Source organism: Halorussus sp. AFM4, assembly GCF_051194995.1.
Classification (GTDB): domain Archaea; phylum Halobacteriota; class Halobacteria; order Halobacteriales; family Haladaptataceae; genus Halorussus.
This window is the reverse complement of the sequence record NZ_JBNTJT010000001.1, coordinates 1,214,684-1,235,348: the sequence shown is the minus strand read 5'-3', so window position 1 is coordinate 1,235,348 and position 20,665 is coordinate 1,214,684. Positions and strand designations below refer to the sequence as shown.

General features: G+C 70.5%; 25 protein-coding genes. 16 read left to right on the top strand and 9 right to left on the bottom strand.

From position 1 onward, the window contains the following. Positions 1-73: 73 nt before the first annotated feature. A complete protein-coding gene (locus tag ACQUQF_RS06420; RefSeq protein ID WP_435176920.1) occupies positions 74-418 on the top strand; it encodes a DUF7473 family protein in 345 nt (114 codons plus the stop codon). A gap of 40 nt (positions 419-458) precedes the next feature. Here the strand turns inward: ACQUQF_RS06420 and hisG are convergent, their stop codons facing one another. Beyond that, positions 459-1,322: an ATP phosphoribosyltransferase gene (hisG, locus tag ACQUQF_RS06415; protein ID WP_435176918.1), complete on the bottom strand. Its 864-nt coding sequence runs from the start codon at positions 1,320-1,322 to the stop codon at positions 459-461. Between the two features lie 147 nt (positions 1,323-1,469). Then, complete coding sequence (locus ACQUQF_RS06410; RefSeq protein ID WP_435176916.1) at positions 1,470-1,766, bottom strand: hypothetical protein; 297 nt, start codon at positions 1,764-1,766, stop codon at positions 1,470-1,472. A gap of 151 nt (positions 1,767-1,917) precedes the next feature. Here ACQUQF_RS06410 and ACQUQF_RS06405 point away from each other — a divergent pair, with 151 nt between their 5' ends. The 5 genes from ACQUQF_RS06405 to ACQUQF_RS06385 all read left to right on the top strand — a co-directional run bounded on the left by ACQUQF_RS06405 (position 1,918) and on the right by ACQUQF_RS06385 (position 8,232). Then, on the top strand, positions 1,918-3,168 hold the full coding sequence (locus ACQUQF_RS06405) for a threonine synthase (RefSeq protein ID WP_435176914.1): 1,251 nt from the start codon (positions 1,918-1,920) through the stop codon (positions 3,166-3,168). Between the two features lie 81 nt (positions 3,169-3,249). Then, on the top strand, positions 3,250-4,392 hold the full coding sequence (locus tag ACQUQF_RS06400) for a hypothetical protein (protein ID WP_435176912.1): 1,143 nt from the start codon (positions 3,250-3,252) through the stop codon (positions 4,390-4,392). Positions 4,393-4,487: 95 nt separating this feature from the next. Then, entirely contained in the window at positions 4,488-5,786 is a 1,299-nt protein-coding gene (locus ACQUQF_RS06395) for an amidohydrolase (protein ID WP_435176910.1), read from the top strand. Positions 5,787-5,978: 192 nt separating this feature from the next. Further along, positions 5,979-6,731 (top strand): hypothetical protein, encoded by a 753-nt coding sequence (locus ACQUQF_RS06390; protein WP_435176908.1) that lies wholly within the window; start codon positions 5,979-5,981, stop codon positions 6,729-6,731. 217 nt (positions 6,732-6,948) lie between these two features. Then, entirely contained in the window at positions 6,949-8,232 is a 1,284-nt protein-coding gene (locus ACQUQF_RS06385) for an adenosylhomocysteinase (protein ID WP_435176907.1), read from the top strand. 44 nt (positions 8,233-8,276) lie between these two features. Here the strand turns inward: ACQUQF_RS06385 and ACQUQF_RS06380 are convergent, their stop codons facing one another. Both ACQUQF_RS06380 and ACQUQF_RS06375 read right to left on the bottom strand, forming a co-directional pair. Continuing rightward, a complete protein-coding gene (locus tag ACQUQF_RS06380) occupies positions 8,277-8,750 on the bottom strand; it encodes a hypothetical protein (RefSeq protein WP_435176905.1) in 474 nt (157 codons plus the stop codon). Between the two features lie 16 nt (positions 8,751-8,766). Then, the gene (locus ACQUQF_RS06375) at positions 8,767-9,453 is read right to left on the bottom strand and encodes an RAD55 family ATPase (protein WP_435176903.1); all 687 of its coding nucleotides are present in this window, start codon (positions 9,451-9,453) and stop codon (positions 8,767-8,769) included. Positions 9,454-9,655: 202 nt separating this feature from the next. On the opposite strand from ACQUQF_RS06375, the gene ACQUQF_RS06370 reads away from it, so the two are divergent. Continuing rightward, a complete protein-coding gene (locus ACQUQF_RS06370; RefSeq protein ID WP_435176901.1) occupies positions 9,656-10,051 on the top strand; it encodes a RidA family protein in 396 nt (131 codons plus the stop codon). Between the two features lie 26 nt (positions 10,052-10,077). Here the strand turns inward: ACQUQF_RS06370 and ACQUQF_RS06365 are convergent, their stop codons facing one another. After that, on the bottom strand, positions 10,078-10,902 hold the full coding sequence (locus tag ACQUQF_RS06365) for a formate/nitrite transporter family protein (RefSeq protein WP_435176900.1): 825 nt from the start codon (positions 10,900-10,902) through the stop codon (positions 10,078-10,080). Positions 10,903-11,099: 197 nt separating this feature from the next. On the opposite strand from ACQUQF_RS06365, the gene hjc reads away from it, so the two are divergent. Continuing rightward, positions 11,100-11,594, top strand: a complete 495-nt coding sequence (gene hjc, locus ACQUQF_RS06360; protein WP_435176898.1) for a Holliday junction resolvase Hjc — start codon at positions 11,100-11,102, stop codon at positions 11,592-11,594. Between the two features lie 113 nt (positions 11,595-11,707). Here hjc and ACQUQF_RS06355 read toward each other — a convergent pair whose 3' ends face one another. After that, positions 11,708-12,388, bottom strand: coding sequence for an SWIM zinc finger family protein (locus ACQUQF_RS06355; RefSeq protein WP_435176896.1), 681 nt, complete (start codon positions 12,386-12,388; stop codon positions 11,708-11,710). Positions 12,389-12,784: 396 nt separating this feature from the next. Between ACQUQF_RS06355 and ACQUQF_RS06350 the strand changes: the two genes are divergently transcribed. Then, entirely contained in the window at positions 12,785-12,988 is a 204-nt protein-coding gene (locus ACQUQF_RS06350; RefSeq protein ID WP_435176894.1) for a DUF7472 family protein, read from the top strand. 118 nt (positions 12,989-13,106) lie between these two features. Here ACQUQF_RS06350 and ACQUQF_RS06345 read toward each other — a convergent pair whose 3' ends face one another. After that, on the bottom strand, positions 13,107-14,189 hold the full coding sequence (locus ACQUQF_RS06345) for a DNA primase large subunit PriL (RefSeq protein ID WP_435176893.1): 1,083 nt from the start codon (positions 14,187-14,189) through the stop codon (positions 13,107-13,109). 52 nt (positions 14,190-14,241) lie between these two features. Between ACQUQF_RS06345 and ACQUQF_RS06340 the strand changes: the two genes are divergently transcribed. The 3 genes from ACQUQF_RS06340 to ACQUQF_RS06330 all read left to right on the top strand — a co-directional run bounded on the left by ACQUQF_RS06340 (position 14,242) and on the right by ACQUQF_RS06330 (position 15,595). Beyond that, entirely contained in the window at positions 14,242-14,712 is a 471-nt protein-coding gene (locus tag ACQUQF_RS06340) for a nuclear transport factor 2 family protein (protein WP_435176891.1), read from the top strand. 130 nt (positions 14,713-14,842) lie between these two features. Beyond that, on the top strand, positions 14,843-15,016 hold the full coding sequence (locus ACQUQF_RS06335) for a zinc ribbon domain-containing protein (protein ID WP_435176889.1): 174 nt from the start codon (positions 14,843-14,845) through the stop codon (positions 15,014-15,016). A 165-nt stretch (positions 15,017-15,181) separates the two neighbouring features. Beyond that, positions 15,182-15,595, top strand: a complete 414-nt coding sequence (locus ACQUQF_RS06330; protein WP_435176887.1) for an EamA family transporter — start codon at positions 15,182-15,184, stop codon at positions 15,593-15,595. A 28-nt stretch (positions 15,596-15,623) separates the two neighbouring features. Here the strand turns inward: ACQUQF_RS06330 and serS are convergent, their stop codons facing one another. Further along, a complete protein-coding gene (gene serS, locus ACQUQF_RS06325; RefSeq protein WP_435176885.1) occupies positions 15,624-16,982 on the bottom strand; it encodes a serine--tRNA ligase in 1,359 nt (452 codons plus the stop codon). 157 nt (positions 16,983-17,139) lie between these two features. On the opposite strand from serS, the gene ACQUQF_RS06320 reads away from it, so the two are divergent. The 3 genes from ACQUQF_RS06320 to ACQUQF_RS06310 are packed head-to-tail and all read left to right on the top strand — an operon-like array spanning position 17,140 to position 18,931. After that, positions 17,140-17,451 carry a UPF0175 family protein gene (locus ACQUQF_RS06320; RefSeq protein WP_435176883.1) on the top strand — a complete coding sequence of 104 codons (312 nt, stop codon included), beginning with the start codon at positions 17,140-17,142 and terminating at the stop codon, positions 17,449-17,451. After that, complete coding sequence (locus ACQUQF_RS06315; protein WP_435176881.1) at positions 17,444-17,968, top strand: DUF3368 domain-containing protein; 525 nt, start codon at positions 17,444-17,446, stop codon at positions 17,966-17,968. The genes ACQUQF_RS06320 and ACQUQF_RS06315 overlap by 8 nt, the downstream gene beginning before the upstream one ends. Positions 17,969-18,016: 48 nt before the next feature. Continuing rightward, positions 18,017-18,931 (top strand): MBL fold metallo-hydrolase, encoded by a 915-nt coding sequence (locus ACQUQF_RS06310; protein WP_435176879.1) that lies wholly within the window; start codon positions 18,017-18,019, stop codon positions 18,929-18,931. Positions 18,932-19,016: 85 nt separating this feature from the next. On the opposite strand, the gene ACQUQF_RS06305 is transcribed toward ACQUQF_RS06310, so the two are convergent. Then, entirely contained in the window at positions 19,017-19,223 is a 207-nt protein-coding gene (locus ACQUQF_RS06305) for a hypothetical protein (RefSeq protein ID WP_435176877.1), read from the bottom strand. A gap of 180 nt (positions 19,224-19,403) precedes the next feature. Between ACQUQF_RS06305 and ACQUQF_RS06300 the strand changes: the two genes are divergently transcribed. Then, a complete protein-coding gene (locus ACQUQF_RS06300; protein WP_435176875.1) occupies positions 19,404-20,624 on the top strand; it encodes a Gfo/Idh/MocA family protein in 1,221 nt (406 codons plus the stop codon). The last annotated feature ends 41 nt before the right edge of the window (positions 20,625-20,665 follow it).

Sequence of the window (20,665 nt, the reverse complement as noted above, 5' to 3'; positions counted from 1 at the left end):
GCGCGACCCGCCGCTGCGTCCGCGCCGCCGGCGAACCGCTACTTCCTTGGCGCGCGCCTCCCGAGTCCGACGCATGGCAGTCCCCGTCGTCGCGCTGGTCGGCACGTTCCTGCTCGCGGTGGTGTTCTACGCCGTCACCGCCCACCTCGCTGCGCGGTACGTCCTCGGCGACGTGCCGGTGAAGCGCGCCCTCGCGGTCGGCGTCGTCCCGGCGATCATCTCGTTCGCGCTCCAGGCCTACGGACCCGCGGTCGTCATCGCCCTGAGCGCCAGCGCCGACTTCTTCGTGATCCGGGCGGTGTACCGGCTGAAGTACAGGACGGCGGCCGTGGTCGCGCTGGCCCACTACACCGTGGCCGCGCTGGTCGGCATCACGATATTCAACCTGGTGCGGCTGCTCTCGACCGCGCCGGTCTGAGCGAGTCCGCGAGGCGCCTGCTCCCCTCCGCCGGCCGCGCTCACTCCACCAGCCGCTCGATCTCGGTCACGAGGATGCCGCTCGCGCCGACCGACTTGAGTTCGTTGATGGTCTCGAACACGTCGCGCTCGTCGACGACCGCGTGGACCGCGACCGTGCCGTCCTCCTCGTCCTTCCCGCTCTCGACGTTCATCACGGTCGGACCGCCCAGCCCCGGGATCACGTCCCGGACCTCGCCCAGCCGGTCCTGGGGCGCGTTCATCATGAGGTAGCGCTTGCCGTCGGCCGACAGCACCGACTCCAGGGCCATCACGACCTGCTGAACCTTGTCGTCGTCGACGACGTCGTCGCGGGCGAACAGCCGGACCGAGCTCGACAGCACCTCGTCGACGACCGCGAGCCGGTTGACCTGCAGCGTCGTCCCGGTGCTGGTGATGTCGACGATGGCGTCGGCCATCTCGACGTGGGGCGTGAGCTCGGTCGCGCCGCTGACCTCGACCACGTCGACCTCGACGTCCCGCTCCGCGAAGTACTGCCGGGTGATGTGGGGGAACTCGGTCGCCACCGTCTTGCCCGCCACGTCGGCGACGCTCCGGATGTCGCCGTCCTCGGGGGCCGCCAGGACGAGCCGGCACTGGCCGAACGCCAGGTCGAGCAGCTCGGAGACGTTGCCGGGGTCGGCCTCCCGGACCTGGTCGAGGCCGGTGATACCGACTTCGGCCGCCCCGTCGCTGACGTACTCGGGGATGTCGGCGGCCCGCGCGAACAGCAGCGTGACGTCTGGGTCGACCGTGTCGGCGTACAGCTTGCGGTCGGCGCCGTCGACGGCGTGGAGGCCGGCGCTCTCGAGCAGTTCCATCGCCGGGTCGTGGAGTCGGCCCTTGTTCGGGACGGCGATTCGCATGGATTGACGGGGCTTCGCGCTCGCAGCGGAACTACCTTTCCATCCCGCAGCGTGGGCTAGGCGCTCGGCCGGCCGTCCCCGCGCGACTCGTCGACTCGGGGGCCGAGCATCAGCTACCGGAACGAGCCGGCCTCGACGCCGACCCGCTCAGGTCGACAGGAACAGCGACCCGATGCGCTTCAGGTCGAACCGGACGGGGTTGGTCCGCTCGCGGAGCGCGTCCTTCCGGACGTCGTGGTTCCGCAGGATCCGCCGCTCGAACCGCTCCAGCTTCTCGAGATGCCCGCTGAGCAGCTCTCGGACGCCGGACTCCGTGGTCTCGCCGATGACGTACACCCGGCCGAACTCGGCGTCTATCCCCTCGTCGGCCAGCCAGTCGTTCAGGGCGTCGACGTGGTCGTTCAACAGCGACACCTGGCCGCCGAACGACAGCGTTGCTGCCATACCCCTCCCCAGTAACACCTCCTATAACTACTTTTCGGGGCGCGGCGACGGCGACCGCCCGACGGCACCGCGGTCGGACGCGCCCGCCCTCGGCCCCGCGCGGTCCGCCGGCTCCCCAACCACTTTCCCCGCGCACTCCGACGTTGCGACCATGAGCCACGTCTTCGAGTGCCTCTCGTGCGGCGCGACCGCCGACCCCGACGACCGGCCGGCCGACTGCCCCGACTGCGGCGGTCGCCTCGAGGTCGCCCACGGGGACCTCCCCGACGCCCTCCCCGACACCGACCGGACCGACCTCTGGCGGTACGCCGACTGGCTCCCGACCGAGGGACTCGACCTCGCGCCCGACGGCGCGCCGCCCGCCGCGATGGGCGAGGGGTGGACGCCGCTGGTAGAGGCGCCGACGCTCTCGGCGACCGCGGCCGCCGACTTCGACGCGGCGGGTCCGGACGTGCTCGTGAAGAACGAGACGACCAATCCCACGTGGTCGTGGAAGGACCGGCTCGCGTCGGTGGTCGTCCCCCACGCTGTTGGGCACGAGATCGACCGCGTCGCCACCGCCTCGACCGGCAACCACGCCGCCGCGGTCGCGGCCTACGCCTCGCGGGCCGGCGTCGACCGGGTGCTCGCGTTCCTCTCGCCGTCGAGCGAGCCGCCCCACCACCGCCAGAGCCGGGCCTACGGCGCAGAGGCGATCCGGCTCACCGACTACGGTGAGCGCAAGCGGCTGCTGGCCGGGCTGGCCGACCGCGGGTGGTTCGTCGCCTACGACCTCGACGGGCGCTACACCGGCCAGCCGTACGTCTACGAGGGCTACAAGACCATCGCGTACGAGATCGTCGAGCAGGCCGGCGGGGCGCCCGACGCCGTGGTCGTCCCGGTCGGCGCGGGCGACGGCCTCTACGGCGTCTGGAAGGGGTTCCGCGAGCTGGCGGCCCGCGGGGTCGTCGACGCGACGCCCCGGATGGTGAGCGCCGAGTCGGCCGAGCGCCACCCGCTCGCGGCCGCGTTCGAGGCCGACGCCGAGTCGGTCGGCCGCGACGAGGGACCCGAACCGCTCAGCACCTCGACGATGGGCGCCACCTCGGGCGACCACGCGCTCGGCGCGGTCCGGGCCTCCGGCGGCGCGGCCTACGCGGCCGACCGCGAGAGCGTCGAGGCCGCCATCCGCGCCGCGGGCGAGGACGGCGTCTTCCTCGAACCCGCCTCGGCGCTCGCGCCCGCCGTCGTCTCGCAGGCGTTCGCCGACGGCGTGGTCGGCGCGGGCGACACCGTGGTCGCGGTCGGCACCGGCGCGGGCGTCGCGTGGCCCAAGAAGACGGCCGGCGCTGTGGGTGAATCCCCGACCGTCGAGCCCTCGCTGGACGCCGTCGCCGACGCCGTCCCCTTCGGGCTCGACTGAGCGACGCCGGGCCTGCGCCGGTCGACGGTCCGGCGCGTCCGAGTGGAAACGAATATGTCTGTGCGATAAGCAGTCCGGCGCATGTCGCTCCCCGTCCCGCTCGCCCCCGCTGTCGCGGTCGCGGCCGTCTCGCTGCTCTCGTTCGGCTCGCTCCGGCTCTACGCCTGGCGCGCCGGGAAGGAGCCGCCGAAGACCGCCATGCGCCGGCTCCGGCTGGCGCTCGGCGTCGGCCTGCCCCTGACCGCCGTCGCCGCGCTCCTCGGACTGGTGCTGGCGGACGCCCTCGACCTGACCGAGTCTGCGCTCCGCGCCCTGAACCCCGCGCTGGCCGACTCGCCGGTGGGGGCCGTGCTGACCTGGCTGCCGACGCTGGCCGGCGTCACGGTCGCCGTCGTCGCCGGCTACCTCGGCGCGTTTCCGACCGCCCGCGAGCTCCGGGGGCTGGACGTCTCGGCCGCGAGCGCCGCGGCGAGCGTGGCCAAGTTCGTCGCCTTCGGCTTCGGCGTACTGATCGCGGTCGTCGGCGCGATGAACCTGCTCCCGGAGGGCTCGCTCTCGTCGTCGCTCTCGGTTCTCGGCCTCCTCGCTGCGGTCGCGGTCGTCCTCGCCGACCTCCAGCCGCGCATCCTGGCCGCCCTGCACGGCGCCCGCGAGCCGACCGACGCCGAGCGCGAGCGCATCGACCGGTGGTGCGAGGCGGCGGGGCTGTCGCCAGAGGACGTCCGGATCCTCGAACTCGACGCCAACCGGGTCGCCACGGTCCTGCTCGCGGGGCTGCCGCGTCGCCGCCACCTGCTGGTCACCGACGACCTTCTCGCCGACCTCGACGACGAGGCGGCCGCGGCCGTGGTGGCCAGCAAGACCGGCCGCGCGAAGTACCTGTACCGGGAGGCCAAGTTCGGCGCGGTGCTCGCGGTCTTCGGGCCGGTTCTGGCGCTCGCGACCGGCGAGCTCCGGGCGCTGACCGGGCTCGGCTCGGGCGCGCTCGTCCTGCTCATCCTGCTCTTCGCGGTCGTCCTCCTGCGGCTCGGGCGGCGGCTCGTCTTCGCCGCCGACGACTACGCGGTCGAGCGCGTCGGCGCCGAGACCTTCGTCGAGACGCTCGAGGCCCTGGCCGACGAGCACCAGGTCTCCTACGAGTCGGGGCGGCTCCGCAGCCTCCTCCTGATGCGGCCCTCGCTCGGCGACCGGCTCGACCGGCTCTGGGGTCGAACGGGAGAGTAACCGGGAGTCGCCGAAGTCGGCGACTGCTCCGGACTCGTCCGAGGCTTCCGGCCGAACCCGATGGATTGACACGCCGGGCGCGAGAACTCGGTGGCATGACGACGCTCCGAATCGCGGGCGGACAGGTGCTCCGACCCGACGCGACCGTCGAGCGCGCGGACGTGGTGGTCGACGCCGCGTCGGGCGACATCGCCGCGGTCGGCGACCCCGACGACGTGCCCGCGGCCGACGAGACGCTGGACGCCGCGGACTCGCTGGTGATGCCGGGGCTGGTCAACGCCCACACCCACGCCGCCATGACGCTGCTGCGGGGGTACGCCGACGACAAGGAACTCGACGCCTGGCTCCAGGAGGACATCTGGCCGGTCGAGGCCGAACTGACCCCCGAGGACGTCCGGGCCGGCACCGACCTCGGCCTCCTGGAGATGATTCGCTCCGGCACCACCGCGTTCGCGGACATGTACTTCCACGAGGAGGAGGTCGTCGACGCGGTCGAGGACGCCGGCCTTCGCGCCCGACTGGGCTACGGCGTCGTCACGGTCGGCAAGGACGAGGACGGCGCCCGCGGGGACTGCGAGGAGAGCCTCCGGGTCGCCCGCGAGTTCGACGGCGCGGCCGACGGCCGGGTGAAGACCGCGTTCATGCCCCACAGCCTCACCACCGTCGGCGAGGAGTACCTCCGGGAGTACGTCGCCGAGGCCCGCGAGGAGGGCGTCCCGCTCCACTACCACGCCAACGAGACCGCCGACGAGGTCGACCCCATCGTCGAGGAGCGCGGCGAGCGACCCCTGGAGTACGCCCGCGACCTCGACATGACCGGCGAGTCGGACTTCGTCGCCCACGGCGTCCACGTCGACGCGACCGAGATCGACCTGCTGGCCGAGACCGGCACGGCCGTCGTCCACTGCCCGGCGTCGAACATGAAGCTCGCCAGCGGGACGGCCCCGGTCCAGGCGATGCTCGACGCGGGCGTGACGGTCGGACTCGGCACCGACGGCGCGGCCTCGAACAACGACCTCGACGTGTTCGACGAGATGCGCGACGCCGCGATGGTGGGCAAACTCGCCGCGGACGACGCCAGCGCGGTCCCGGACGAGGCGGTCGTCCGGATGGCGACCGCGGGCGGCGCCGCCGCGCTCGGCTTCGACAGCGGTCGCATCGAGGAGGGCGCCAACGCCGACCTCGCCGTGGTGGACCTCGACGCCGCCCACCTCACGCCCCGCCACGACCTGGTGAGCCACCTGGTCTACGCGGCCCGGGGGTCGGACGTGCGCCACACGATCTGCGACGGCGCGGTCCTGATGCGGGACCGCGAGGTGCTGACCCTCGACGCCGAGGCGGTCCGGGACCGCGCCGAGGAGCGCGCGGCGGCGGCCGTCGAGCGCGTGGAGTGACCTGCCAGTCCCCGGGTAAGTCGGCGCCGTCTCGGCGCTAGAAACGTTCCGTTGAAGATCTCGATTGAACAGTCAGAACCTTTCTTGAACGTTCTCGTACTCTCTCGTGTTTTATTTCACTAATCGCAAACTACGAAAACGAATTGGACGGCAGACGGGGTTTAATCTACCATTTCCCCTACGACCGAGTGCATGAGCTCGAAGACAACCGCCCTCTCGGTCGCCCTCGCCGGACTGCTCGTCCTGTCCGGCGTGGCGGCCGCGGGCACGGGAAGTATCGCCGCCGGAAACGAGACGACCGACGCGCTCTCGGTCGGAGTGGACCAGGCCGACGACGGGAGCGCGACCGTCTCGGTCACGCAGAACGGCACCGCAGTCGCGAACGCGTCCGTGACCGTCGCCGACGTCGACGACAACAACGTCACGTACGCAGGCGCCGGCGACTACACCACCGACGAGAGCGGCACGGTGTCGCTGCCCGCGCCCGAGGAGAACGCCACCGTCGAAGTGACGGCTGAGAAGGGCAACGCCACCGCCAGCGCGACCGCGACGCTGTCCGCGACCGGCGGGAACGAGTCGGCCGACGACAAGCCGTTCGGCCAGCTCGTCTCCTCGTTCGTCCGCGAGATGATGGCGGCGGGCGGCGACGGCGGCCCCATCGGCCAGACCATCTCGGAGTTCGTGACCGCGAACAACCCGGGTAACGCCTCCGAGAAGATCCCCGACCACGCGGGCAAGCCCGACGACGCCGGCAAGCCCGAGGACGTCGGTCCGCAGAACCGGACCGCCGAGAACGAGACCGCCGGGAACGCGACCGACGGCGGCTCGCAGGGCCCGCCCGAGAAGGGCGGTAACGACGGGGAGAACGGCGACGAGAACGACGGCGGAAACGACAAGCAGAGCGGCGAGGAGAAGGGCAACAACGGCAAGGGCAAGGGCCGGTAGGTCCTCCGCCCCGCGAGCGACTCCCGCTTTTTCTCGCCCAGACGCGGTCCGCGCCGCGCTACACCGCGTCCGTGAGCCGTATCTGTGAGTTGCATTCGCGAGTCGTATCCACAAATCGTATTCGAGAGTCGCGTCTGCGAGTCACGTCTGCGAGCGGCGCCCGCGAGTGGCGTCCGCCTTCGGTAGCGTTTTGGGCGCGGTTCCCCTTCTCGGGCGTATGGCAGACTACCCGACGATAAGCGAGCAGGTCGACGACGTCGCGACCGCTCGCACCGAGGGCCATCGCAAGATGGACTGGGCGCGCGAGCACATGCCGATCCTCGACGCGGTCCGGGCGGAGTTCGAGGAGGACCAGCCGCTCGCGGGCCAGCGCATCGGGATGGCGATGCACGTCGAGGCCAAGACCGCGGTGCTGGTCGAGACGCTGGCGGAGGGCGGCGCGGAGGTGGCCGTCACCGGCTGCAACCCGCTGTCGACCCACGACGACGTGAGCGCCGCGCTCGACGAGCACCCCAACATCACCTCCTACGCCAAGCGCGGGGTCGACGACGAGGAGTACTACGCCGCCATCGAGGCGGTCATCTCCCACGAACCCACCCTCACGGTCGACGACGGGATGGACCTGGTCGCGGCCATCCACGAGGACTACCCCGAGCTCATCGACTCCATCGTCGGCGGCTGCGAGGAGACCACCACTGGCGTCCACCGCCTGCGCGCGATGGACGCCGACGGCGCGCTGAACTACCCCGTCTTCGCCGTGAACGACACGCCGATGAAGCGGCTGTTCGACAACGTCCACGGCACCGGCGAGTCCTCTCTCGCCAACATCGCCATGACGACCAACCTCTCGTGGGCCGGCAAGGACGTCGTCGTCGCGGGCTACGGCTACTGCGGGAAGGGCGTCGCCAAGAAGGCGGCGGGCCAGAACGCCAACGTGGTCGTGACCGAGGTCGAGCCCCGGCGCGCCCTCGAGGCCCACATGGAGGGCTACGACGTGATGCCGATGGGCGAGGCGGCCGAGTTCGGCGACGTGTTCCTCACGACCACGGGGAACCGCGACGTCATCACCGAGGAGCACTTCGAGAAGATGAACGACGGCGTGGTGCTCGCGAACGCCGGCCACTTCGACATCGAGATCAACTTAGACCAGCTCTCGGAGCTGGCCGTCGACGAGCGCGAGGCCCGCGAGGGCGTCCGGGAGTACGAGCTGGAGGACGGCCGGCGCATCAACGTGCTGGCTGAGGGCCGGCTCGTCAACCTCGCCTCGCCCATCGCGCTGGGCCACCCGGTCGAGGTCATGGACCAGAGCTTCGGCGTCCAGGCCGCCTCGGTCCGCGAACTGGTCGAGAACGGCGACAGCTACGACGCCGGCGTCCACGAGGTGCCCGACGAACTCGACCGCGAGATCGCCGAGATCAAGCTGGAGGCCGAGGGCGTCGAGTACGACGAGCTGACCGACGAGCAGGCCGAGTACATGGACAGCTGGCAGCACGGGACGTAGACCCGGAACCGGCGAGCCCGAGTAGCTCCGGCCACTGATTCGTGCTATTTCTCCAGGAACTCCGGTAGTCCGAGCTTCTCCCGGTCGTCCCGTGGACGCGAGTCGAGGACGTCGTACTCGTCGAGCATCGCGGGGATGTCGACCCGCGACCTGGCGCGCCTCTCGCCACGCTCTCCGCTCTCCGTGTCGCGGTCGTCCCGGTCGGGGGGTTCCGGACGCTCGGCCACGAGCTCCGAGAGTATCTCGGAGGTATCCGTCGAGAACTCGCCGTCTGGTTCGGGGTCTGGGGAGTCGGCCTCCGCCTCCTCGTCGATGTCCATGCACTCGCGCTTGCCCGCCTTGTAGGCCATCTCCACGAAGGCGCGGTTGCTCGCCTCTCGCAGTCGGTCGAGCTCCTCGCGGTTCGCCTCGATGTCGCCCTCCCGGACGGCCGCGATGCCCAGGACGAACGCCCGCACCATCGCCTCGTCGCGGTCGAGCGACTCCCACTCGGTCGAGAAGTACTGCTCGTAGATCATGCTGGTTCCCCGAGTATCATCGGTTGAGTTTCTCGTCGTGGTGGACCGTCAGCCCCCGCTCGGAGAAGCTGACCGAGCGCATGTCGCAATCGATGGGGGTGCCCCGCATCTTGATTATCTGTACCGCCCGGGTCATCCCCGTCTCCTCCAGGAAGTTGTGGAAGAAGACGACCCCGTGGGCAAGGTAGTGCTCCTCGGAGTACGACGACGGGTCGGTCATCTCGGAGATGAGCAGTATCGTCGCGTCGGTCTCCTTCAGCGCGGTGATGAACTCGGTGAGCTGGTCCTCGGGGTCCTCGAGGAAGTGCTGGAGCAGCATCGTCGAGTCGATCACCGCCCGGTCGATGTTCCAGGCCTCGATCAGCGCGGCGACCCGCCCGGTCAGCCCCGGCTCGCTCCCGTACTGGCTCAGCACCTGCTGCACGTCGGTCGAGAGGACGTTCATGAACCGGAAGTGCTTGGAGCCGACCGCCCGCTCGAACCCGAAGCTGAAGCTCGACATGTCGTTGACCAGCTCCGCCTCGGTCTCGTGCATGGTGAGGTAGAGGCACTTCTCGCCGTTCTGCACGCCCTCCGTCAGGAACTGGGCCGAGAAGGTGGTCTTCCCGCTGCCGGGCGGCCCGCTGACCACGTACAGCCGGTGCTGCGGGAGACCGCCGTCGAGCAGCGCGTCCAGCCCGTCCGTCCCCGTCGAGATTCGCATCACGTTCGTTCTGACAGCTCTGTGTGATAATTCTACCTGTCGAATTCCCAGAACACCTCGCGGAAAGTAACGCGGAGGCGCGCTTCGAGCGCCGGTTCGCCGCCCTCGCCCGGCGACGTCGCGGAGCCGGCGGTGCGGTTCCTCGCGGTCGAGGGCGGCGACGACGGTGAGGTCTAAGGCCCGGCCGTCCGTGGAGTCGGCCATGGAACGACGAACAGCCTCGTCGGGCACCGAGTGGGAGTCGGCGGTCGGCTACGCGCGGGCGGTCCGGACCGGTCGAGAGGTCCACGTCTCGGGCACGACGGCGACCGACGAGAGCGGCGACCTCGTGGGCGAGGGCGACCCCTACGCCCAGACCGAACAGGCGCTGTCGAACGTCGAGGAGGCGCTGGCGCAGGTCGACGCGGGTCTCGGCGACGTGGTGCGGACGCGCATCTACGTCACCGACATCGAGCAGTGGGAGGCGATCGGTCGCGCCCACGCCGAGGCGTTCGGCGACGTCGAGCCGGCGACCAGCATGGTGCAGGTCGAGCGCCTGATCGACCCCGAGATGCTCGTGGAGGTGGAGGCGGTGGCGCGCGTAGCGGACGCCGAGTGAGGGCGCGAGTCGCGGCGGACGGCGGGTCACTCGCCGCCCCTGACCGTGTGGCCGTACTTTAGCAGGGCGACGAAGACGGTGCCGCCGATCGCGTTGCCGACCGTGGCGAGCGCGAGGAACCCGGCGTACTCCGCGAGGGTGATCGCCGGCGAGGCGAGCGCGCCCGCCAGCACCTCGACGTTCCCCGCGATGCAGTGCGGGAGGTGCGCGAGCCCGATGCCGGTCGTGACGATCCAGACCACCGCGATGCGCGAGATGCTCTCCTCGGCGGCGGTCAGCAGCCACGAGAGCAGCCCCATCAGCCACCCGGCGACGACGCCGCCGGTCAGCAGGAGCCAGGGCCCGTGCGAGGTGAGGTTGGCGGCGATCTCGGCGAACGCCGACGGGACGACGATGCCGTAGGCCGGCGCGAAGTAGACCATCGAGGCGGCGAAGACGATCCCGCCGAGGATGTTGCCGGCGTACACGAGCGCCCAGAGCCGACCGACGTCCCGGACGCCGGCCCGCCCGTCGAGCAGCGGGAGGGTGGCCCGCGACGTGTGCTCGGTGAACAGCTCCGACCGGCCGCCGATGACGAAGATGAACCCGACGGCGTACGCGTTGGCGACGACGATGCGGGTCACCGGGTCGCCCCACGACCCGTCGACGACGGTGAGCAGCACCGCCATGAACAGCGGCCCGAACCCGATGTCCATCCCGGCGGAGAACCCCGAGAGCAGCAGCCCCGACGACCGGCGCCGGAGCTCCTCCAGCCCCTCCTGTATCTCCTCGGCGAGTATCTCCTCCTTGGACTTCCGGCCCTGCCACGCCGGCTCGGTCTCGATGCGCTCGTCCAGTTCTTCCTTCGCCACTACGGGCACGTCGCACTCCCCCGACGAAAAGCGGTCCGGCCAATCGACCGGACGGTCGGCCTCCGGACGGGGCGTCCGCCCCGGCTCGCAGTCCGTTTCATCTCCCGGTTCCACTTCCGCCGCGCTCCCGGGGGACTTAACACGCCGAAGGCGACAGTACCCGACATGACCGACGCAGCGGACCGACGGGGGGTGCAGTGATGTCGAACGCCAAGGGGGACCGCCGGGAGCGCGAGCTCGTCAACCGGCTCGACGAGGCCGGGTTCGCGGTCATGCGGGCGCCGGCCAGCGGGAGCGCCACCGAGCGCGAGCTCCCGGACGTGCTGGCGGGCGACGGCGACGTCTTCTACGCCATCGAGGCCAAGTCGAGCGCGGGCGACCCCATCTACCTCACCGGCGAGGAGGTCGAGGCGCTGGTGTACTTCAGCCAGAACTTCGGCGCCAAGCCCAAGATCGGCGTGCGGTTCGACCGCGAGGACTGGTACTTCTTCCACCCGGCGGACGTCCACCAGACCGACGGGGGCAACTACCGCGTCAAGAAGGAGACCGCCCTCGAGGACGGCGACCCGCTCGAATCGCTCCGGGCGACCGACGGCGACGACGAGGACGACGACCACGACGTCAGGGACGTGCTCCGGGCGGTCGAGCAGGGCGTGCTGTCGCCCGACGAGGCGGCGTCGATACTCGAGTGAGGACGTCGATACTCGAATCAGGGACTCGATACCCGAATGGGCGTCGCGACTCGGCGACGTGAGTCGTTCGTGGGGCGAAAGAGCGCCGCAGAAGGCGACTGGTAGTCGGCCGGCTACTCGGCGACCGCGAAGTCGGCGAGCTCCGACTGGTCGTCGTCGACCTCACCGCGGCGGGCCAGCCGGCCCCGCGGGAACGAGTACCGGCGCAGGTGGTGGGGCCTGAGGTCGTCCGAGCCGAGCCCCGCTGGTACCGGGTACATCGCCTCGACAACCACGTCGTCGCCGCGGTACGCCGCGTTGTTCGGGTAGTCCGCGACCGTGCAGTCGCGGTCGGCGATCTGCACCTCGTCGGCCCGGCGCGTCGTGGTCCGGACCACGACGAGCAGGTCGCCGGTCTCGCGGTCGACCACGGCCTCGCCGGGTTCGAGCTCGCACTCCTCGCAGAGGTACGGTCCCTCGCTCTTCTCGTCGACGAAGGTCTCCTCGCCGCAGTTGCGGCACGCCGCGGCCTTCCGGCCCGGCGGCGGGACCCGCCCCTCGGTGACCTCCATGGCGACCCGCCTGAGGTGCTTGCACCGCACGCCCCGGAAGCTGTGGTCCGGGCAGGTGCAGCGCCCGCCCGGCAGGTCCACCGAGTAGGTGTTCCCGCTCTGGCTCTCGACCTCGTAGACGCCGCCGCCGAGCGGCGTGACGGCCATCCGCTCCATCCGTGCCCGCTGGGACCGGATGTCGGTCACCCCGTTCGCCGGCGGCAGCGATACGCGCGTTCGTTCGGAAGCTGTTGTGTTTGCCATAGGCTTCCCTCCTGTGTGCGGTCGACCGTCGGACTCCAGAATCGGCGTCTCCCACCCCCAGTCGTCGCTCCCGCGGTCGATTCCGCGTACTATCGAGTAGGTGCCGGACACTCCTAAGTCTTGCACCTGTCAGTGCAAGGAGACGGCGGGAAACGGGGCCTTGACCGGTTCTAGTGCCGTAATTCGTCCTCGGAGCGAACTGTCGGAATTGGCGAATGTGGCCGCAGTCGACGGCGCCCACAGGAAACGGCGCCGTACCGCAGCACGGGCCGACTGACGGACCCAGACGGGCCGCGTCGACCGCCCGGAACGCCGCCGCTCCCCCGGCGGAGGGCCCGACGGCCGGTCGTGGGTCGTTCCGAAGGCCTTTTCCCGGTACCTTCGGAAGCCATCCGCATGGAAATCGACAAAGAGACGCGCCGCGAGATACTCGTCGGCGTGGTGTCCGTCGCGGTGTTCGTCGCGCTGCTGATGGGGGTCGGCGCGACGTACAGCGACGACGGCCTGACTCAGACGGGCGCCCTGGCGGTCGTGGGCGTCATCGCCGCCTTCGTGGTGCTGATGAGCGGCGTCGGCTACTGGATGGCCCGGCAGTACTGAGCCGCGGTCCCACCTTGTGCCGTCACTCCGGCCGTGGAGTCGTCCAGTGCGCGTTCGGCGTGTCCCCTGACAGAGTTCCTGGTTCTCGCGGACGGACGCGGATTCACCCGGAGGCGTCCTACTCGCCGGCGCGCTCGGCGTCGGCCAGCGCCGCCTCGTAGTACTCCAGCGGGTGAGCGACGGCGTCGCACCGGGGGTCGTCGGTCGGGTCGGCGTCGTCGGCGACCGGGCACTCGCCGTAGGCCGCCATCGTCTCGCAGGACGGCGGCGCGTACTGGGCGCCCGACTCGTCGCCGACCCGGTCGGCCCGGTAGCCGACCGCCTTCTCGCGGGTGTTGGTGTCGACCCCGCAGAGCGCCAGCAGCTCGTCGGTGTCGGCGTTGGCGCTGGTGAGGAACGCGACCAGCGCGAACTCCGCGGGGTCCGAGAGGCTCTCGCCGTCTCGGGCCCGCTCGACCAGCGACGCGACGCACGGCGGGAAGCAGTCGGGCGCGAGCACGTCGATGTCCCGCGAGACGTCGACCTCCGTGAAGGTGTCCTGGAGCTCGGCCACCTCGTCGACCAGCCCCTCCCGGATCTCGTCGGGGACGGTGGTCGGCAGGCCGGCGGCGACGCGCTGGCGGACCGCCTCCCGGAGCAGTTCGTGGAGCTCGGCGGCCGAGACCTTCACCGTCCCGTCGGCCAACTGGCGGGCGGCCAGCCGCCAGGACTCCCCGTCGAGGTCCGACGACAGCGCGAGGTACCGGCCGACCGCGACGCGATAGCCGTCGCCGTCGTCGGTCTCGGACACCCGGCTCGCGAGGTCGAACTCCGCGAGCAGCGCGTCGAGCGAGATGGCCTTGTCCTCGGTGCTCTTCAGCCCGTCGTCGGGGTTCTCGAAGTCGTCGGTGAACCGCTCGTAGGCGGTGTCGGCCTCGGCGCTGGCGTACTTCTCGACCGCGCCGGGCGCGTCGAGCAGCGACACCAGCACGCGGGCGACCGGGTACGACAGCAGCTCGGCGCGGGGGTTCCACCGCCGCCCGGCGTCGGGGTCGGGCCTGACCGTCCCGTCGATGAGCGCGCGGCGCACCCGTTCGACGCCGCGCTCGACCGCGGGGTGGCGCTCGTCGCCCGCGACGATGCCCGCCAGGCCGATGTCGGCCTCGCGGACGCTCTCGCGGGCCGCCGCGAGGAAGGGGTACCGGGCGTGGCGCGGGTCCATACACCCCCCATTTCGGGCGACCCCGATAAACGCGGCGAATCCGCCGGGGTTGATGGAGCGCCCGCCCGTGGCCTCCGACATGACCGAGGCGACCGAGACCGCGCGGGCGTACTACGAGGCCATCGACGCGGGCGACTACCACCGGTTCGGCGACCTGCTCGCGCCGCACGTCGTCCACGAGCGCCCCGACCGGACCATCGAGGGCCGCGGGACGCTGGTCGCGTTCATGCGCGACGGCCGGCCGAACAAGGACACCACCCACGCGGTGGAGGCGGTGTATCGCGTCGACGGGGGCGCCGCGGGCGACGCAGACGGCTCGGACAGCGCGGGCGGTGCGGGCGACGCGGCCCGCGGAGACGAGGCGGACGAGGTTGCGGTTCGCGGTCGCCTGCGCGACGCCGACGGCTCGCCGATGTTCGCGTTCGTGGACGTCTTCGACGTCGCGAACGGGACGGCCCGGACCGATGGCGGTGAGAGCGACGGGCGCCCGAGGATCACCCGGATCCGGACCTACACGCGGTAGCGATCGACCCTCGGGCAGCCGTCGACTCCCCGAGAGCCGTCGACCGCCGCACCGGCTATCGCTCCTCCGGCGGCTATCAACTCCGCTCGCCTGCGAAGACTTATCCCTCGGTTGTACCTCTCTAGCGACCATGGGCCTCTTCAGAGACCTCGGGCAGAAAGTCGAGAAGTTCAAGCAGGCCTCGGAGGCCGTGACGTCCGAGGAGGCGACCCACGAGTGCCGGGACTGCGGCGAGCGGTTCTTCGCCGCCCGCGAGGCGTGTTCCGAGTGCGGGAGCGCCGACGTGGCGCCGGTGAGCGAGTGACGGGGGTCGCCGGCGCGTCGACGTCGGTCGGCGTCGGCACCGTCGCCGGCGAATCGACCCCGTCCGGCGGCATCTCCGCCGGCGGCAGTGCCGCCGGTCCCCTCGCCGGCGGCGACTCGCTCTGGAATCCCAACCGATAGGTGCGGCAGTTGCCTACGGCCCGCCATGAACTACGTCGCGTGGGCGGTCGTCGCGCTCGTCGGCTACTCGGTGTTCACGCCGCTGGCGAGCCTGGCGACCGACCAGATTCCGAGCACGGTCGTCGCGCTGGTGGCCAACAGCATGCTCGCGGTGTCGGCGGCCGCCGTCATCGTCTACCGCAACGAGTCGGTGGTCCCGTACCTCGCCGGCGAGAACGCGGTGTACATGTACGCCGCGGGCATCTTCCTCAGCGCCGGCATCATCGCGTACTACCAGGCGCTGGGGGCCGGCCCGGTCAGCATCGTCGTCCCCATCTTCGGGATGTTCCTGGTGGGCAGTTCGCTGCTGGGCGTCGTGTTCCTGGACGAGCCCCTGACCGCGAAGAAGGTCCTCGGCATCGTGCTGGCGGCCGTCGGGGTGTGGCTGACGACGAGCTGATTCCTGTCGCTCGCGGTGGAACCCGCTCCTACTCCTTCTCGCCGGCGCCGAGCGCGCTCTCGCCGACCGGTTCGTGGCCCTCGATGACCTCCTTGCCGCCCATGTACGGCCGGAGCGCCTCGGGCACCGTCACGGTGCCGTCGTCGTTCTGGTAGTACTCGAGGATCGCGACCATCACGCGGGGCAGCGCCAGCCCCGAGGCGTTGAGCGTGTGGAGGTACTCGGCCGACTCGTGGCGCTCGGGCCGGTATCGGAGGCCGGCGCGCCGGGCCTGGAAGTCCTCGAAGTTCGAGGCGGTCGACACCTCGAGCCACCGGCCGCCCCGTTCGGGGCCGTCGTCCATGTCGTCGCCGGGCGCCCACACTTCGAGGTCGATCTGCTTGGCGGCCTTGAACCCGAGGTCGCCGGTGCAGAGTTCGAGCACGCGGTAGGGGAGGTCGAGTCGCCGGAGGACCTCCTCGGCCTCGTCGAGCAGCGCGTGGAGGCGGTCGTAGCTGCCCTCGGGCTCGACGAAGTTGACCATCTCGACCTTGTTGAACTGGTGGACCCGGACGATGCCCCGGGTCTCGGTGCCGTGCTCGCCCGCCTCGCGCCGGAAGTTCGGCGTGTACGCCTGGTGCTTCAGCGGGAGGTCCTCCTTCAGGAGGATGTCGTCGCTGTACATGTTGGTGACCGGCACCTCCGCGGTCGGGCAGAGCCAGAGGTCCTCGCCCTCGATCTTGTAGGCGTCCTCGGCGAACTTCGGAAGCTGACCGGTCCCGGTCATCGACTCGCTGTTGATGGGGATGGGCGGGAAGATCTCCTGGTAGCCCTGCTCGCGGTGGATGTCCATCATGAACTGCATCAGGGCGTGTTCGAGCTGGCTCCCTTCGCCCTTCAGGAAGTAGTAGCCGCTCCCGGTGGTCTTAGCCGCCCGCACCTCGTCGATGATGTCGAGCTCCTCGCCGAGATCGTAGTGGGGCGTCACCTCGTCGGGCAGGTCCCGGAGGTCGTCGAACCCCTCGCGGCGGAGCTCGACGTTGTCGTCCTCGTCCTCACCTTCGGGGACGCTCTCGTGGGGCACCTGCGGGACCCGCAGGAGGGCCTCCTCCAGCTCCGCCTCCAGCTCGTCGGCGCGCTCCTCGACCTCCTCGATCTCGGCCTTGAGCTCCTGGCTGCGCTCGATGGCCTCCTCGGCCTCCTCGTCCTCGCCGGCCTGCTTGAGCTCGCCGATGCGGTCGCTGACCTGGTTGCGCTCGTGGCGCAGGTCGTCGCCGCGGGCCTTGAGGTCGCGCCACTCCTCGTCCTTCTCCAGGATCGCGTCGAGGTCCACGTCGTCGGCCCCGCGCTTGCGGAGCCCTTCCCGGACCTCGTCGGGGTTCTCGCGGATGTAGTTCCGGTCCAGCATTCCTACTCTCCACAATCCCCTCCCGGCAAAAAACCGTATCGTTCGCGGGGCAGGGGTCGGCGGCGGTGCGTGGAGCCGGAGAGTATCTGATCTCACGAGGAACCGGGCCACTCCTCGCTGGGCAAGGTTGATACACGTTCGGAGTGAATGTGTACACATGAGTCAGAAGCACGTCACGACCCGCGTCCCCGAGGACCTCTACGAGAAGATCGAGCGGATTCAGAAGGAGGAGCAGACGGACCGGTCGACCGCGGTGAAGCGTCTGCTGGAACGCGGTGTCGGTGACTGGCAGCTAGAGACGGCGGTCCGACGTTACCGCGAGGGGAGCGTTTCGCTCGGAGCGGCGGCCGAACTCGCGGACGTCTCCGTCTGGCGTTTCCTCGACGTTCTGGAGGAGCGGGGTGTGGAAATGAACTACGACGAGAGCGACCTCGAAGCCGATATTGCCGCGGTGCGCGACGATGAGTGAAGTCGTTATCACAGACGCAACAGTTCTCATCTATCTCGCCAAACTCGACGACCTCGAGTACATAGACGAGTTCTTCTCCCAAGCGTACGTTCCCGAGGCAGTTTACGAGGAAGTCGTCATTCGGGGACGGGAGGAGCAGTATGCCGATGCCCTCCCCATCGAGGAAGCCGCCGATCAGTTCCTTCGTGTCCGGAAACTGCCCGCTGAAACAGCAACCCGAGCCGATGACATTCAGGAATCGTCCGGGCCCGATCGTGGCGAGTGTACGGCGATTGCACTTGCCGAAGACGAGGGAGCACGCTGTCTCACTGACGACCACGCTGCACGAAAAACTGCCGAGTCACTCGGAATCGAGGTGGGCGGGACGATTTACGTGGTGCTCGAGGCGCTCGACCGAGGCCGACTTTCCTTCGAAGGATACGTCGAGAAGCTCGACGATCTCACAGACAACGGTTTCCGAATGAACGCGGGTCTGTATCGGAGGGCGGTCCAGGCGGGTGAAGACCTCGCCGACTAGATTTCCGAGGGCGAACCGCTTTTACCCCACCGTGACCACCTCCCGCACATGGCACGAGGCGACCTCCGGGAGGTCACGGCCGGCGACTGCTCGGACCTCTACTACCTCGACACCGGGATGTACGACACCGACGAGTACGGCGCGGTCTACATCTACGACGCCGCCCGGCCCGCCATCGTGGACACCGGCATCGGCACCCACTACGAGCTGATCCTGGACGCGCTCGACGACCTCGACATCGCCCGGGAGGACGTGGCGGTCATCGCGCCGACCCACGTCCACCTCGACCACGCCGGCGGCGCCGGGTTCCTCGCGGAGGCCTGCCCCAACGCCGAGGTGATGGTCCACGAGATCGGCGCGCCCCACCTGATCGACCCCGAGCGCCTGGTCGCCGGCACCAAGGCCGCGGTCGGCGACCAGTGGGAGTTCTACGTCGAGCCGAAGCCCGTCCCCGCGGACCGCGTGGTCGAACTCGGCGCCGGCGACACCATCGAACTCGGCGACCACCGCCTCGACGTCTACCACGCGCCGGGCCACGCGCCCCACCAGGTGATCTTCCACGACCGCGACGACGACGCGGTGTTCGTCGCCGACGCGGCGGGCATCTGGGTGCCCCAGACCGAGCAGATACGCCCGACCTCGCCGCCCTCGAACTTCGACCTCGAGCAGTGCCTCGCCGACCTCGAGACCATCCGGGACCTCCGGCCGACCGCACTGCTCTACCCCCACTTCGGCCCGGTCGACTACGAGCCCGAACTGCTGGACGAGTACGCCGACGTGCTCACCGAGTGGGTCGAGGACGTCGAGGCCAAGTACGAGGAGTTGGGCGACAAGGAGGCGGTCGCCGACTACTTCGCCGAGCACGCCGACATGATCGACGTCTGGGGCGAGCGCAAGGCCCGCGAGGAGGAGCGGCTCAACGCCCGCGGCGTCGTGGGCTATCTGGACCACCGCGAGGAGTAGCCGAGCGAGTCCGGTCCGGAGCGACTCAGGCGCCGGCGGAGGCGGTGAGACACCCGAATTGAGTCGAACTGACGGTCGGTCACCGCTACTCGGACTCGTCCCCGGGCTCGACCGCCGACACCTCGAACGACTCGGTGAAGTCCGCCACGTAGATTTCGCCGACCGCTGTCTTGCCGTCGCTCTCCCAGACGCTCCGGGCGACGGCGGCGGCCTCCTCCGGCGTGTCGGCGTCGACGAACCCGTACTCCTTGGTCACGTCGCCGTCCGGGCTCTCGCACTTGGCGGCGACCAAGTACGTGTGCTCCGCCGGTTCGACGTCGAGGTCGGTCTATTCGCCCACGGCCGACGTAATCTATCGCGCCGGAAGACACTTCTGACGGACCGCGCTCGCGGTCGTTCGACTTTCCGCGTCGCGGCGTCGCCACAGCCGTCAGCGGTTTACCGCCCGATACCGTCCCACTTGCTGATTCTGATGGGAACGGAACTCACCGAGCCGGTGCGGATCGGCATCGTCGGGGCGGGCAACCGCGGCCGGAACCACGCGGCGCGCTACGACCTGATCCCCGGGGCGGAGGTCGTCGCGGTCGCCGACGTCGACGAGCCGAAGGCCCAGGCGCTGGCCGAGCAGCAGGGCGCCGAGAGCTACCCCGACCACGAGACGATGCTCGACGAGGCGGACCTCGACGCCGCGAACGTCTGCGTCCACGCGACCCTCCACGCCGACATCGCGGTCGACCTCCTGGAGGCCGGCGTCCACGCCTTCTGCGAGAAGCCGATGGCCGGCAGCTACGCCGACGCCCGCCGGATGGCCGACGCGGCCGACCGGACCGGCGGCCGGCTCGGGGTCCAGAACCAGCTGCTCTACACCGTCGAGACCCGGGCCGCCCGGGCGCTGGTCGACGCCGGCGAACTCGGCGACGTCTACCACGGCGTCGCGGCCCGGTCGTCCGGATTCGCCTTCAGCGGCGACGGCGACCCCGTCGACACCCGGCTGGGGGCGCGCCGCCGCGGGACGCCGTACGTCGACGGCTACGGCTCGCCCGCGTTCGTCCGCGAGGAGTCAGCGGGCGGCGGGGTCGTGCTCGACCTCGGGAGCTACACCGTCGGCCAACTGCTCTACCTGATGGCCGGAGGGAGAACCCCGTCCCTCGAACTCCCGGAGGTCGAACGCGTGCGGGGCGAGACGTTCCGGACCGTCCCGGACCGCGTGTCCGACGACTCCCGGTACGCCGACCGCATCGCGGAGAGCGGCTACGACGTCGAGGACGTCGGGGCGGCGTTCGTCACGCTCGCCGACGGGTCGGTGCTGTCGGTCCGGACGAGCTGGTCGCGCTACCACGACGGCGAGCCGAGTTCGCTGGTCGGCACCCGGGGCGGCGTCGCGCTCGACCCCTTCGAGTACTTCTCGACGGTCGCCGACGTGGAGATGCGGGCCAGCGCCGACCTGGAGGAGTACCTGTTCCGCCAGCAGTACCTCGACGGCGAGCGCGGCCGGGCCGCGTTCGAGTCCGGCATCTGGGCCGACCCGCTGTACCACTGGGTCGAGTCGCTGACGGGCCGGCGCGACCCGCTGCCGACCGCCGACCTCGCGCTGGAGACGATGGCGGTGCTGGACGGCGTCTACCGCTCGACCGACCTGGGCCGGGAGGTGACCCGCGAGGAGATCGTCGAGGGGGCCGACGCCGCGGAGTGACGGGAATCGGGGGACGGAGACGACCGGAGACGCCGGTGTAC